Below are 12,751 nucleotides of genomic sequence, written 5' to 3' on the forward strand. Positions count from 1 at the left end.
GGACTACCGGTTGATGCGGCTCATGTCGGCGTACCGGTCCCCGACCGGCGCCGCCACCTCGGACAGCCGCTCCAGCTGCTTGGCCGAGAGCACCAGCTCGTCCGCCACCAGATTCTGCTCCAGGTTGGCGACCCGGCGGGTGCCGGGGATGGGCGCGATGTCGTCGCCTTGCGCGAGCAGCCACGCGAGCGCAACCTGAGCGGGCGTCGCGCCGAGCTGTTCGGCGACGTCGTCCACCTGCTCCACGATCCGGATGTTCGCCTCCAAGTTGTCCCCCTCGAAGCGCGGGTTGGACCGGCGCCAGTCGTCGGCGTCGAGCTGGTCGAGCGAGCGGATCGTGCCGGTGAGGAAGCCGCGGCCGAGCGGCGAGTAGGGCACGAAGCCGATGCCGAGCTCGCGCACGGTGGGGAGCACTTCGGCCTCGGGGTCGCGCGTCCACAGCGAGTACTCGGTCTGGAGGGCGGTCACCGGGTGCACGGCGTGCGCACGCCGGATGGTGGCGGGCGCCGCCTCCGACAGCCCGTAGTGGCGGATCTTGCCTTCCTCGATCAGCTCGGAAAGCGTCCCGGCCGTGTCCTCGATCGGCGTCCCCGGGTCTGTCCGGTGCTGGTAGTAGAGGTCGATGTAGTCGGTGTTCAGGCGTCGCAGCGAGCCCTCGACCGACCGCCGCACATTCTCGGGGGTGCCGTTCAGCCCGAGGACCGGCAACCCGTTCTCCTCGGGCACGAGGTGGTTGATCTGACCGAACTTGGTGGCGATGACCACCTCGTCGCGGTGGCCGGCGAACGCCTTCGCCAGCAGTTCCTCGTTCGTGTACGGACCGTATATCTCGGCGGTGTCGAAATAGGTGACGCCCAGCTCCATGGCGCGGTGGATCGTGGCGATCGACCCGGAGTCGTCGGTGCCGGCGCCGGTGTAGCCCCCGGACATGCCCATGCAGCCGAGGCCCAGACGCGAGACCTCGAGCCCCTCGCCACCCAGGGTGATCTTCTTCATGCGGATGGCCTTTCCTGATAGAGACTGATCTTCTAGTCGATGGCGGCGAGCCGTGCGCCTGCCGCCACGTGACATATCCGCCGCCGAGCGGGCGAACACGGCGGCCCAGGTTCACAGGCGCACGATGACCAGGGCGGTGTCGTCGGTGGCGTCACCGGGTGGGATCAGGTCGGTGAGTACGGCGTCGGCGAGGGTTTCCGGGTCGTCCGCCTGGTGGCGGGCCAGGGAGTCGGCGAGCCGGGCGAGGCCCATGTCGATGTCCTCGCCGCGGCGTTCGATCAGACCGTCGGTGTAAAGCACGAGGACGGCGCCCTCCCGGAAGGCTGCGACAGCCTGGGTCCGGGGGCCGTGTTGAGGACGGGCGGCCAGTGGCGGGTCGGTGGCCTGGTCCAGGAACTCGACGGTCCCGTCCGTCCGCAGGAGCGCCGGTGGGGGGTGACCGGCGCTGCTGTAGGTGATGGTGTGGTTCTCCCAGTCGATGAACGCCGTGGCCACGGTGGTGTTCTCGGCGCCGTCGATGGTGCGGGCGTACAGCCCGAGGACTTCCAGGGCGCGGGCGGGGCTTTCGGGGTCCAGAGACGCTGCGGTGAGGGCGCTGCGCAGTTGTCCCATGACGCAGGCCGCGGGCAGGCCGTGGCCGACGACGTCGCCGACGGCCACGGCTATGCGATCGCCGGGCAGGTCGACCAGGTCGTACCAGTCGCCGGCCACATTCAGCGCTTCGGCGGCGGGCCGGTAGCGAACGGCCGCGGGGTGCCGGCCGACCGGGCGAGGAGCGGGCAACATGGCTTCTTGCAAGGTCAGCGCGACTTCACGGGCGCGGATGAGTTCGGTGACGTCCTCCACCCGGTGCAGCAGCAACGTCACCCGCCCATCGGGTCCGAACACGGGAATGTTGGTCATGTTGAAATACCGCTCGTGCCATACCCCGGGCTGGTCGTGGTCCTCCACGTCGTAGCGCTGCAGCACTACGACGCTGCGCTCACCGGTGTCCGCCGCCCGGCGCAGTGACGCCAGAACTCTGAGCAGGAGAGGCTCGGCGGGGTCCTTTTCGGGGCGGTCATCGGGCAGGAAGCGACCAAGCAATTGCTCGCGGGAGAGGCCCCGCAGGCGCAGGAACTCCGCGTTGGCGTCCGCGAAGATCAGCTGCGGAGTCACCAGCGCCACCGCTCCGGGAAGAGCCTGGAACACCGCCGCGTAGTCGACCGCCGGTTCTGCCATGATTTTCCCGCTCACCGTGCATCTGTCTGCCCTTTCACGATACGAGCAGGGAGTCACGGCTCGCACCATGAGGTTGTTCCCACGCCGTCGATGCGCCTCGTGTACGGATCACGCCGGGGATACGGGGCTCAGGACGCGGGGGCCTGCGCCTTCAGCGCAGCGGGCTGGTAGACCGCACCGCCTACGCGGAGGTGCCGCCCCGCGTCGAGTATTCCCTCACCGGCCTCGGCGCCTCCCTGCTCTCCGCCATCGACCCCCTGGCTGCCTGGTCCGCCGAACACCGCACCGAGATCCGACGCCACCAGGACGCTTTCACTTCCAGTGGTCGATGAGGGCGAGAGCGCCGCGGGCGATGTCGCCGAATGCGGCTGGGGCCGAGGTTGATGTGCCTGAGCGCACGCCGGCGTCGGAACTGCCCGTCCATGGCGGAGTTACATCTATTTGGGAGTTGCGAGCAGCTCGCCGCTGACCAGACCGCGCGCGGTGCGGACGGCGGCCACGCACCAGGCGGCCACGAGAAGCGCGTACAGGCCGACCGCGAGCCAGTCGAACGCGGCCAGTCCGGTGTGCCGGGCCAGGCCCTCGGCGCCGGTGACACAGGTCCCCACCGGGAAGGTGAACGCCCACCAGGTCATCGCGAACCCCATGCCCTGTCGGCGGGCCCGCGCCACCAGCGCGCCGGCGAGGCCCAGCCACAGCAGTGCGAAGCCCAGCACAGGGACGCCGTAGAGGACGGCGAGCATGCCGAAACCCTGGTCGTACGGGGCCGGCACGACGCCCGGTGCGAAGTCCGCGAACTTGCCGACCGCGGTCGTGGACTGGCCGAGCGGACCGAGCACGAGGAACAGCGTCGGAGTGAGCGCGAGCGGCAGCGGCCCCGCGGTGATGAGCCGGGCGAAGATCACCGGCAGCATCACGAGGGTGGCCAGCAGGCTCATCCCGAACAGCGCGAAGCACCCGAGAAGCAGGGTCTCCCGGGGCTGGCCCGGGGGCAGGTGGGGCACGAGGAGCGGGCCGAGGGCGGCCGACACCATGGGCGCGACGAGGGGGAGCAGCCAGACGGGCGTGGCCTGGTCGGGGCGGATGCGGTGGCGTACGACCATCAGGTACGGGATGGCCAGGGCGGCGGCGAGACCGACGGCCGTACCGGTGGTGAACAGTACGGCGTCCACGGCGACCGCCGCCCGCGTCCCGATCCAGTCCCGGCCGACGACCAGGGCGCCGCCGCCCACGGCCAGCAGGGCCATCGCCAGGCAGCCGTAGAAGGGGGCCATGGCCGGGTCGAGGAGGTGGGCGCGGGCCTGGTCGCGGTGGTGCGTCCAGTGCAGGGCACGGGCGCCGAGCAGGGTCACGAGCATGAGGGCCGAGAGGGCCCAGACTGCCGTGCAGACGGTTCGCAGGCCCGGCACGTCGCCGGGGAGTCCGGCGCCCGCCGTGGCCACGATGGCGGTGCCCATGACGGAGGCGTACCAGTTCGGGCCGAGATACCGGACGGCGGTGACGCGCGGGCGTCCGACTTCGGCGGCGGGGTTCGACAGGAGGGGCTGGGCTGCGGTGACCATGCGTCCACGGTCGCGCGCCCGCCGGGTCCCCACCAGGGAGTACGGGTCTATGGGGGCATAAGCTGGCTTTATGGGTGTGAGTGCTGAGGGAGCGATGGAGGGTGGCCGGTCGGGGGAACCGGAACGGGACGCGGTCGGGATCGCGCATCGGGTGCCCGACCTCGGGGCGCTGGAACTGCTGCTCGCGGTGGCGCGGCTCGGGAGTCTCGGGCGGGCGGCGCGGGAACTGGGGATCACCCAGCCCGCGGCCAGCAGCCGGATCCGTTCCATGGAACGGCAACTGGGCGTCGCGCTCGTCGACCGCTCCCCCCGGGGCTCGCGGCTCACGGACGCCGGGGCCCTGGTCACGGACTGGGCGCGGCGGGTCGTGGAGGCCGCTGAGGCGTTCGACGCGGGGGCGCAGGCGTTGCGGGACCGGCGGGACTCACGGCTTCGGGTGGCGGCGAGCATGACCATCGCCGAGTATCTGCTGCCGGGGTGGCTGCTCGCGCTGCGCGCGCAGCGGCCGGACACGGCGGTGTCGCTTCTCGCCGGCAACTCGACGGCCGTCGCGGAACGTCTCCTCGCGGGCGAGGCGGACCTCGGCTTCGTGGAGGGGCTGTCCGTGCCGGCCGCCCTCGACTCGACGGTCATCGCGCACGACCGGCTGATCGTGGTGACGGCGCCGGGGCATCCGTGGGCCCGGCGTCGCGCGCCGCTCGCGGGGGCGGAGCTGGCCGCGACGCCGTTGATCCTCCGGGAGGAGGGGTCGGGTACGCGGCAGGTTCTCGACGCGGCGTTGGGTGGGTTGGCGCGGCCGTTGATCGAGCTTTCCTCGACGACTGCGGTGAAGGCGGCGGCGGTGAGTGGGGCGGGGCCCGCCGTCCTGAGTGAGCTGGCCCTCGGGGAGGAGTTGTCGGCCCATCGGCTGGTGAGCATCCCGCTGTCCGACATCCAACTCCGCCGGGCCCTCCGGGCGGTCTGGCCCACGGGCCACCGTCCCACGGGTCCGGCACGCGAATTGCTCTCACTGACGCGAGGCTTGTAGACCGCCGTTTTCTCGCCCCCGCCGCCCCTACCCGTCCCATCCCGTTCCCGGGGGCTCCGCCCCCGGACCCCCGGGTGGGTACGTCGGCTGCGGGCCGGTGGGGGCTGGTCGCGCAGTTCCCCGCGCCCCTGGGACGGGGGCTGCGCCCCGGATTCCGGTGTGGTCGTGGTTGTTTGGGGTGTGAGCCGGTGGGGGCTGGTCGCGCAGTTCCCCGCGTCCCTGGGACCGGGGGCTGCGCCCCGGATTCCGGTGTGGTCGTGGTTGTTCGGGGTGTGAGCCGGTGGGGGCTGGTCGCGCAGTTCCCCGCGTCCCTGGGACGGGGGCTGCGCCCCGGATTCGGGTGTGGGCTGGTCGCCCGGTTGGCCGCGCTTCTGAAGGCGCTGCGCCGATGTGGGGGTGAGGGGGCGGAGTAATCGGTGGCGGTCGGGGTCGGGGGCGCCGCAGGATGCGAGGCATGATTCCGACCGCCCCGCCCGCCGTGGGCTTGCGCACTCCCTGGGAAGAACTGCCTTGCACGCTCCGGGACGCCGTCGCGGACTTGCTCGGCGCGCCGGTACGGACGGCCCTCACGCAGGAGGGTGGCTTCTCACCAGGCGCCGCCGCCCGCGTGACCACCACGAACCACCGCCGTGCGTTCGTGAAGGCGGTCAGCGGAGAGACGAACCCCGACAGCCCCTCCCTGCACCGGACGGAGGCGAAGAACGCCTCCGCGCTCCCGCCGAACACCTCCGCCCCCAGGCTCCTCGGCACCTACGACGACGGCACCTGGGTCGCCCTGGTCTTCGAGGACGTGGCGGGCCGTCAGCCCCATGTCCCCTGGCGGGACGGTGAGTTCAGACGCGTGCTCGACGCCGTCGAGGAGTTGGGTCGTGCCCTGACGCCGGCACCGTTCGACGCCCCGGCCGCCGCACAGTCCCTGGCCCACGCCTTCCAGGGATGGCGGCAGCTCATCGACTCCGGGGACAACGGGGGTGAGGGCCTGGACCCGTGGGCCGCGGCGCACCTGCGTGAACTCGCCGAACTCTCCGCCCCGTGGGCCGAGTTCGCCACCGGCGACACCCTCGCGCACGCCGACCTGCGCGCGGACAACGTCCTGCTCACGGAGGACGGCAGGGTCGTCTTCGTCGACTGGCCGCACGCCGTGCGCGCCGCCCCGTGGTTTGACCTGCTGCTGATGCTTCCGTGCGTCCGCGCCCAGGGCGGACCCGACCCGGAAGAGGTGTTCACCACCCACCCGCTGGGCCGCGACGCCGACCCGGACGGCGTCACCGCCACCCTGGCGGCCCTCGCGGGCTACTTCGTCCGGCAGTCCCGGCAGCCTTCGCCCCCGGGACTGCCGACCCTGCGCGCCTTCCAGCGCGCCCAGGGCGCCGCCGCCCTCGACTGGCTCAGGAAGCGGCTCGCACCAACGCCCGCATGACCCTCAGGTCCTCGCCCATCTCGGGATGCCACTGCACACCCAACACCCAGCGGGGGGAGGGGAGTTCGATCGCCTCCACCGTTCCGTCGAGCGCGTGCGCCGAGGCCGTCAGTCCCTCTCCGAGGCGTTCGACCGCCTGGTGGTGATACGTCGGCACAGCGCAGGTCTCCGGCACGACATCCCCGTACAGACTCCCCGCCACCGGCGTCACCTCGTGCGGCCCGAAGACCCCGACGTCCTTCACATGCCCGTCGATGTGCTGGACGAGCGTGCCGCCGAGGGCGACGTTGAGGAGCTGCATGCCCCGGCAGATGCCGAGGAGCGGGGTGTCGGCGGCCAACGCGGCGTCGATCAGGGCGAGTTCCCAGGCGTCGCGGGCGGCGGCCGGCGGTCCGGTCCGCGGGGAGCGTTCGGCGCCGTAGTGGACCGGGTCGACATCGGGGCCGCCCGCGATCACGAGGCCGTCGAGACGGGCGACGGTCGACGCGGCGTGGGAGGGGTCGTCCGGCGGCAGCATCGCGGCGATACCCCCCGCCGCCTGGACGAGCCGCGGATAGCCGGCCGGCAGCAGCGCGGCCTCCAGCTCCCACACTCCCCAGCGCGCCCCGGCCTCCAGATACGTACTCACGCCGATCAGCGGTCTGCTCACACTGTCCACACTGTCCACGCCGCCCCTACCTCCCATGCCGCGCTCCCTACCGGATCCAATGGAATGCAGTCATACCTTTGAAGTCTTCGTACGGTACCGGCAGACGGCTCACGCCAGGAAGCCCCGCAGGAGCGCCGCCGTCCCCGCGCAGTGCTCCCGCATCATCTCCCGCGCGCCGTCCGCGTCCCCGTCGAGCACCGCCTCGACCAGCGCGGTGTGCTGGCGCTGGGAGTGCTCGAGGTTGCGGACCAGGAGGGGGATGCAGTCGAGCAGGTCGTTGACGGAGGCGCGGACGGCCGCGTACTGGGCCGTCAGCGACGGCGAACCGCTCAGCTCGGCGAGGGTGAGGTGGAGCAGGGTGTCCAGGCGCCGGTAGTCCGCCAGCGGCGCCTCGTGCGTGCGGGCCAGCGCCTCGCGCAGCCGCTCGGCCTGCTCCGGGGAGAGTCCGTGCGTCGCGCACAGCCCCGCCGCCCCCACCTCCAGCACCTCACGAAAGCGCAGCACGTCCTCGATGTCGACCTCGGCGAACCGGCGCCGCAGCTCGTCCTCGCCGGGGGTCTCGGCCCTCGGCACCACGAACGTGCCGCCGTACCGTCCGCGCCGCGACTCGACAAGACCCTGGTCCTGGAGCACCTTCAGCACCTCGCGCAGCGTCACCCGGCTGATCCCCAGCCGCTCCGCCAGCTCCCGCTCCGCGGGCAGCCGTCCGCCGCCCGGCACCAGCCCCAGCCGGACCACCTGGAGGATCTGCTCCAACGCCTCCTCGAAACCGTTGCCCGCCCGCACCGGCCGCAGCACCGGCGTCAGCCGGTCGTCCGCACCACCGTCGGCTTCCGCCCGCGTCATCTGGTCGTGCCCCCTTCCCAAGCAATGGTTCTCCGCAATACCTTATGGCTCTCGGCTGACCCAAGGAGGCTTTTCCGGTGGCAGACCGCACACCCCCGCTCGCCGTCGAGGAGCTGCACGCCCTCGTCGCGGGCGGCGAGATCGACACCGTCGTCCTGGCCTTCCCCGACATGCAGGGGCGGCTCCAGGGCAAGCGGTTCGCCGCGCGCTTCTTCCTCGACGAGGTCCTCGAGCACGGCACGGAGGGCTGCAACTACCTCCTCGCCGTCGACACCGAGATGAACACGGTCGACGGATACGCCATGTCCTCCTGGGACCGGGGCTACGGCGACTTCGCCATGCGCCCCGATCTCAGCACCCTACGGCGGGTGCCGTGGAACGAGGGCACCGCCCTGCTCGTCGCCGACCTCGTCTGGAACGACGGCTCCCCGGTCGTGGCCGCGCCCCGCCAGATCCTGCGCCGCCAGCTCGACCGCCTCGCCGCACTCGGCTACACCGCCCAGGTCGGCACCGAGCTCGAGTTCATCGTCTTCAAGGACACCTACGAGCAGGCCTGGGACGCGGGCTACAAGGGGCTCACCCCGGCCAATCAGTACAACATCGACTACTCGGTCCTCGGAACCGGGCGCATCGAGCCGCTGCTGCGCCGCATCCGCAACGAGATGCAGGCCGCGGGGCTGACCGTCGAGTCCGCCAAGGGCGAGTGCAACCCCGGCCAGCACGAGATCGCCTTCAAGTACGACGAAGCCCTCGTCACCTGCGACCAGCACGCCATCTACAAGACCGGCGCCAAGGAGATCGCCTCCCAGGAGGGCGTCTCGCTCACCTTCATGGCGAAGTACAACGAGCGCGAGGGCAACTCCTGTCACATCCACCTCTCGCTCACGGACGCGGACGGCACGAACGTGATGGCCGGCTCGGCGCAGGACCCGGGCGGCATGTCCGACGTCATGCGGCACTTCCTCGCCGGGCAGCTGGCCGCCCTGCGCGACTTCTCGCTCCTCTACGCGCCCAACATCAACTCCTACAAGCGCTTCCAGCCCGGTTCCTTCGCGCCGACCGCCGTCGCCTGGGGATACGACAACCGCACCTGTTCGCTCCGCGTCGTCGGCCACGGCCGCTCGATGCGCTTCGAGAACCGGCTGCCCGGCGGTGACGTCAATCCGCACCTGGCCGTCGCCGGGCTCGTCGCGGCCGGCCTGTACGGCATCGAACAGAAGCTGGAACTGCCGGAGCCGTGCACGGGCAACGCGTACACCGCCGAGTACGCGCACGTGCCCACCACCCTGCGCGAGGCCGCCGAGCTCTGGGAGAACAGCCCCATCGCCAAGGCCGCCTTCGGAGACGAGGTGGTCGCGCACTACCGCAACATGGCCCGCGTCGAGCTGGAAGCCTTCGACGCCGCGGTGACCGACTGGGAGCTGCGCCGCTCCTTCGAACGCATGTGAGAGGTCCTTCCTTGTCGAACGAGCCCGATCTCCAGGTACTCAACCCGGCCACCGAGGAGGTCCTCGCCACCGTCCCGGCCGCCACCGCGTCCGACGTGGACGCCGCCGTCGTACGCGCCGCGCGGGCCCAGACGAAGTGGGCGGCCCTCCCGCCCGCCGACCGCGCCCGCCTGCTGCGCCGCTTCGCGGCCGCCGTCGACGCACACCTGGAGGAACTCGCCCGGCTGGAGGTGCGCGAGGCCGGGCACACGGTCGGCAACGCCCGCTGGGAGGCGGGCAACGTCCGAGACCTGCTCGACTACGCGGCCGGGGGAGTGGAGCGGCTCACCGGCCGCCAGATCCCGGTCCCGGGCGGCCTCGACGTGACCATCCTCGAACCGCTCGGCGTCGTCGGCGTCATCGCGCCCTGGAACTTCCCGATGCCGATCGCGGCCTGGGGCACCGCCCCGGCGCTCGCGGCCGGCAACGCGGTCATCCTCAAGCCCGCCGAGACGACCCCCCTGACGGCGCTCCGGCTGGCCGAGCTGGCTCTGGAGGCCGGTCTGCCCGAGGGGCTCTTCCAGGTACTCCCCGGCCACGGCCCGGTCGCGGGCAACGCGCTCGTCGAGCACCCCGGTGTCGCGAAGATCGTGTTCACCGGGTCAACGGCTGTGGGCAAACAGGTGTTGGCGAAGGGCTCGGCCCTGCTCAAGCGCGTCACCCTCGAACTCGGCGGCAAGAGCCCCAACATCGTCTTCGCCGATGCCGACATCGAGGCCGCCGCCGCGGCGGCTCCGATGGCCTTCCTCGACAACTCCGGCCAGGACTGCTGCGCCCGCACCCGCATCCTCGTCCAGCGCTCCGCCTACGACCGCTTCGTCGACCTCCTCGCCCCGGCGATCGAGTCCGTCGTCGTCGGCGACCCCTCCGACGAGCAGACGCAGATGGGCCCGCTGATCTCCCGGGTGCAGCTGGAGCGCGTGCGCTCGTACGTCCCCGCCGACACCCCCGGCATCCGCGGCAAGGCCCCCGAAGGCCCCGGCTTCTGGTTCCCGCCCACCGTCCTCACCGATGTCGAGCCCCACGCGCGTGTGGCCGTCGAGGAGGTCTTCGGCCCCGTCGCCGTCGTCCTGCCCTTCGAGGACGAGGCGGACGCGATCCGGCTCGCCAACGCCACCGAGTACGGCCTCTCCGGCTCCATCTGGACCCGTGACGTCGGCCGCGCCCTGCGCGTCTCCCAGGCAGTCCGCGCCGGGAACCTGTCCGTCAACTCCCACTCCAGCGTCCGCTACTGGACCCCCTTCGGCGGCTTCAAGCAGTCGGGGATCGGCCGCGAACTGGGCCCGGACGCGCTCACCGCCTTCACCGAAACCAAGAACGTCTTCATCAGCACGGAGGGCCCCGCACAGTGACCGAAGCCACCGCAGGCACCGAAGAAATCATCTGCCGACGCCTCGTCGGCCGCACCGCCGTCATCACCGGCGCCGGCAGCGGCATCGGTCTCGCCACCGCCCGCCGGCTCGCCTCCGAGGGTGCCCACGTCGTCTGCGGCGACGTCGACGACGCCCGCGGCAAGGCCGCCGCCGACGAGGTCGGCGGGATCTTCGTCAAGGTCGACGTCACCGACCCCGAGCAGGTCGAGGCGCTCTTCAAGACGGCGTTCGACACCTACGGCTCCGTCGACATCGCCTTCAACAACGCGGGCATCTCGCCGCCCGACGACGACTCCATCCTGGAAACCGGCCTGGAGGCCTGGAAGCGCGTCCAGGAGGTCAACCTCACCTCCGTCTACCTGTGCTGCAAGGCCGCGATCCCCTACATGCGGCGCCAGGGCAAGGGCTCCATCATCAACACGGCCTCCTTCGTGGCCCGGATGGGCGCGGCCACCTCGCAGATCTCGTACACGGCCTCCAAGGGCGGTGTGCTGGCCATGTCCCGTGAACTGGGCGTCCAGTTCGCCCGCGAGGGCATCCGCGTCAACGCCCTGTGCCCGGGGCCGGTCAACACCCCGCTGCTCCAGGAACTGTTCGCCAAGGACCCCGAGCGGGCCGCACGCCGGCTCGTCCACATCCCCGTCGGCCGGTTCGCCGAGGCCGAGGAGATCGCCGCGGCGGTCGCCTTCCTCGCCAGCGACGACTCCTCCTTCGTGAACGCCGCCGACTTCCTGGTGGACGGGGGGATCTCGGGCGCGTACGTCACGCCCCTGTAGATCGCCCCGGTGCAGGCACGTCCCGGGCGACATCGATCCGTTCGTGTCACTTTCGCGTGGACCCTGGTCGCGGCCGCCACCCTGGCGGCCGCGCCACCCGCCTCGTCCGGCCCCCGTCCCGACCGCCCACGGCTTCGCGCGCGTGGGTACGGCGACAACCGCGCCCACCTGCAACAGGCGATCGACGAGCGAGGCACCCGAGCGGGGCAGATCCCCCCGGCGGGCCGCCCCGGGGCACGACGAGATCGGTGCGCTGACTGTGGGTGCCACGCGAGTCCCCTTGCGGACCTACCGTCGGGCGGACGGTACGACGACGCCGACGGCCGCCGGGTGATCAACGCGATGTTCATCGGGCCGCTGCCGCGCGGGCCGGCGCCGTACCCGTGCGCGACCAGCGGCCGCACCGCGACCGGCGGCGGCGGCAAGGAAGCCGTCCTCCGGGACGACGGTTCGGTCGTACCCGACCAGAAGGACACCGTCCACCGAGCACCCGTGTACTGATGTTCGGGGCGCGCCCTAGAGTGCCGGAATGAGCATGACGCCTCCGCCCGGCTGGTACCGCGACCCCTCGTACCCGCTCGTCGAGCGCTGGTGGGACGGCACCGCCTGGACGGACCACCGGCGAGGACCCGAGGCACCCCAAGTGCCCCCGGCACCGCCGCAGCCCGTCGTCGGCGGTTCCGGCCGTGCCAAGGCCGTGGCGCTCGTCACCGCCGGAGTCGTCCTGGTCACCTCGATCGTCACGGGCGCCTTCGTGCTCGGCCGGGAGGGCGGGGGCGGGGGCGCCGCGGCGACACGGACCGCCCCGCCCACCGCACCCGCGCAGACCACCGGCTCCCCGGCCGGCCCTTCCTCCGCCGACCCGTCCGTCGTCGTGGACGAGCTCAACGGCATCGCCCTGCCGCTGTTCGACGGCTGGGTCCGCGCCCAGGACGTCGCCGAGGACGACGTCATGATGACCACTCCCGGTACCTACGACTGCCCGGGCGACCCCGGTCTGTGCCGGCACGGGCGCGTCATCTCGCGCACCGTCACCGCGAACGACGAGAGGTCCCCGAAGGTCCTCGCCGAGCACGACATCGCGGACGCCGCGAACGCCGCGTACGACCGCGACCTCCTCGACAACCGGCCCTTCCACGGCGTCACGTCCCACCGGCAGCTGCGGGTGAGCCCGGTCGCCGTCGCGGGCGGCGTCGGATACCTCGTGCGCTGGCAGGTGAAGACGGGGGTGGGACCCGGGGGTTACGTCGAGTCCCTGGCGTTCCCCTCCGGCGTGGGCTCGCGGGCCCTCGTCATCGTCCGCTTCGTGTTCGACGCGGGCGCGGACGGGCCGCCGCTCACCGACATGGACCGGATCACCCAGGGGATCCGGCCGGCGGGCACGCGGTGAGTCC

General features: G+C 72.0%; 13 protein-coding genes. 8 read left to right on the forward strand and 5 right to left on the reverse strand.

Annotated elements, in window-relative coordinates:
- Nucleotides 1-3: 3 nt before the first annotated feature.
- Together ACIQTP_RS08710 and ACIQTP_RS08715 are read right to left on the reverse strand one after the other, a co-directional pair.
- The gene (locus ACIQTP_RS08710) at nt 4-996 is read right to left on the reverse strand and encodes an aldo/keto reductase (RefSeq protein ID WP_403397676.1); all 993 of its coding nucleotides are present in this window, start codon (nt 994-996) and stop codon (nt 4-6) included.
- Between the two features lie 111 nt (nt 997-1,107).
- Complete coding sequence (locus ACIQTP_RS08715; protein ID WP_403397679.1) at nt 1,108-2,217, reverse strand: PP2C family protein-serine/threonine phosphatase; 1,110 nt, start codon at nt 2,215-2,217, stop codon at nt 1,108-1,110.
- Nucleotides 2,218-2,360: 143 nt separating this feature from the next.
- Here ACIQTP_RS08715 and ACIQTP_RS08720 point away from each other — a divergent pair, with 143 nt between their 5' ends.
- Nucleotides 2,361-2,549 carry a winged helix-turn-helix transcriptional regulator gene (locus ACIQTP_RS08720; RefSeq protein WP_403398138.1) on the forward strand — a complete coding sequence of 63 codons (189 nt, stop codon included), beginning with the start codon at nt 2,361-2,363 and terminating at the stop codon, nt 2,547-2,549.
- A 105-nt stretch (nt 2,550-2,654) separates the two neighbouring features.
- Here the strand turns inward: ACIQTP_RS08720 and ACIQTP_RS08725 are convergent, their stop codons facing one another.
- Nucleotides 2,655-3,779 (reverse strand): TDT family transporter, encoded by a 1,125-nt coding sequence (locus tag ACIQTP_RS08725; protein ID WP_403397681.1) that lies wholly within the window; start codon nt 3,777-3,779, stop codon nt 2,655-2,657.
- Between the two features lie 94 nt (nt 3,780-3,873).
- Here ACIQTP_RS08725 and ACIQTP_RS08730 point away from each other — a divergent pair, with 94 nt between their 5' ends.
- Nucleotides 3,874-4,806, forward strand: coding sequence for a LysR family transcriptional regulator (locus ACIQTP_RS08730; RefSeq protein WP_403398140.1), 933 nt, complete (start codon nt 3,874-3,876; stop codon nt 4,804-4,806).
- Nucleotides 4,807-5,260: 454 nt separating this feature from the next.
- On the forward strand, nt 5,261-6,226 hold the full coding sequence (locus ACIQTP_RS08735; protein ID WP_403397684.1) for a phosphotransferase: 966 nt from the start codon (nt 5,261-5,263) through the stop codon (nt 6,224-6,226).
- Here ACIQTP_RS08735 and ACIQTP_RS08740 read toward each other — a convergent pair.
- Together ACIQTP_RS08740 and ACIQTP_RS08745 are read right to left on the reverse strand one after the other, a co-directional pair.
- Nucleotides 6,195-6,911 carry a gamma-glutamyl-gamma-aminobutyrate hydrolase family protein gene (locus ACIQTP_RS08740; protein ID WP_403397687.1) on the reverse strand — a complete coding sequence of 239 codons (717 nt, stop codon included), beginning with the start codon at nt 6,909-6,911 and terminating at the stop codon, nt 6,195-6,197. The genes ACIQTP_RS08735 and ACIQTP_RS08740 overlap by 32 nt on opposite strands.
- A gap of 72 nt (nt 6,912-6,983) precedes the next feature.
- Entirely contained in the window at nt 6,984-7,721 is a 738-nt protein-coding gene (locus ACIQTP_RS08745) for a FadR/GntR family transcriptional regulator (RefSeq protein ID WP_168490137.1), read from the reverse strand.
- 77 nt (nt 7,722-7,798) lie between these two features.
- On the opposite strand from ACIQTP_RS08745, the gene ACIQTP_RS08750 reads away from it, so the two are divergent.
- The 5 genes from ACIQTP_RS08750 to ACIQTP_RS08770 all read left to right on the forward strand — a co-directional run bounded on the left by ACIQTP_RS08750 (nt 7,799) and on the right by ACIQTP_RS08770 (nt 12,747).
- Nucleotides 7,799-9,169: a glutamine synthetase family protein gene (locus ACIQTP_RS08750; RefSeq protein ID WP_403397690.1), complete on the forward strand. Its 1,371-nt coding sequence runs from the start codon at nt 7,799-7,801 to the stop codon at nt 9,167-9,169.
- An 11-nt stretch (nt 9,170-9,180) separates the two neighbouring features.
- Nucleotides 9,181-10,560, forward strand: coding sequence for an aldehyde dehydrogenase family protein (locus tag ACIQTP_RS08755; RefSeq protein WP_403397692.1), 1,380 nt, complete (start codon nt 9,181-9,183; stop codon nt 10,558-10,560).
- Nucleotides 10,557-11,357: a 3-oxoacyl-ACP reductase gene (locus ACIQTP_RS08760; protein ID WP_403397695.1), complete on the forward strand. Its 801-nt coding sequence runs from the start codon at nt 10,557-10,559 to the stop codon at nt 11,355-11,357. Before ACIQTP_RS08755 ends, ACIQTP_RS08760 begins: the two co-directional genes overlap by 4 nt.
- Nucleotides 11,358-11,687: 330 nt before the next feature.
- The gene (locus tag ACIQTP_RS08765; RefSeq protein WP_403397697.1) at nt 11,688-11,858 is read left to right on the forward strand and encodes a hypothetical protein; all 171 of its coding nucleotides are present in this window, start codon (nt 11,688-11,690) and stop codon (nt 11,856-11,858) included.
- A 28-nt stretch (nt 11,859-11,886) separates the two neighbouring features.
- On the forward strand, nt 11,887-12,747 hold the full coding sequence (locus ACIQTP_RS08770) for a DUF2510 domain-containing protein (protein WP_403397700.1): 861 nt from the start codon (nt 11,887-11,889) through the stop codon (nt 12,745-12,747).
- Nucleotides 12,748-12,751 lie beyond the last annotated feature (4 nt).

Source organism: Streptomyces sp. NPDC090798, from assembly GCF_044768965.1.
In the GTDB taxonomy this organism is placed as follows: domain Bacteria; phylum Actinomycetota; class Actinomycetes; order Streptomycetales; family Streptomycetaceae; genus Streptomyces.

Coding starts and splice junctions, on each gene's coding strand:
- ACIQTP_RS08710 (WP_403397676.1), bottom strand. CDS start 996: ATGAAGAAGATCACCCTGGGTGGCGAGGGGCTCGAGGTCTCGCGTCTG.
- ACIQTP_RS08715 (WP_403397679.1), bottom strand. CDS start 2,217: ATGGCAGAACCGGCGGTCGACTACGCGGCGGTGTTCCAGGCTCTTCCC.
- ACIQTP_RS08725 (WP_403397681.1), bottom strand. CDS start 3,779: ATGGTCACCGCAGCCCAGCCCCTCCTGTCGAACCCCGCCGCCGAAGTC.
- ACIQTP_RS08730 (WP_403398140.1), top strand. CDS start 3,874: ATGGAGGGTGGCCGGTCGGGGGAACCGGAACGGGACGCGGTCGGGATC.
- ACIQTP_RS08735 (WP_403397684.1), top strand. CDS start 5,261: ATGATTCCGACCGCCCCGCCCGCCGTGGGCTTGCGCACTCCCTGGGAA.
- ACIQTP_RS08740 (WP_403397687.1), bottom strand. CDS start 6,911: ATGGGAGGTAGGGGCGGCGTGGACAGTGTGGACAGTGTGAGCAGACCG.
- ACIQTP_RS08745 (WP_168490137.1), bottom strand. CDS start 7,721: ATGACGCGGGCGGAAGCCGACGGTGGTGCGGACGACCGGCTGACGCCG.
- ACIQTP_RS08770 (WP_403397700.1), top strand. CDS start 11,887: ATGAGCATGACGCCTCCGCCCGGCTGGTACCGCGACCCCTCGTACCCG.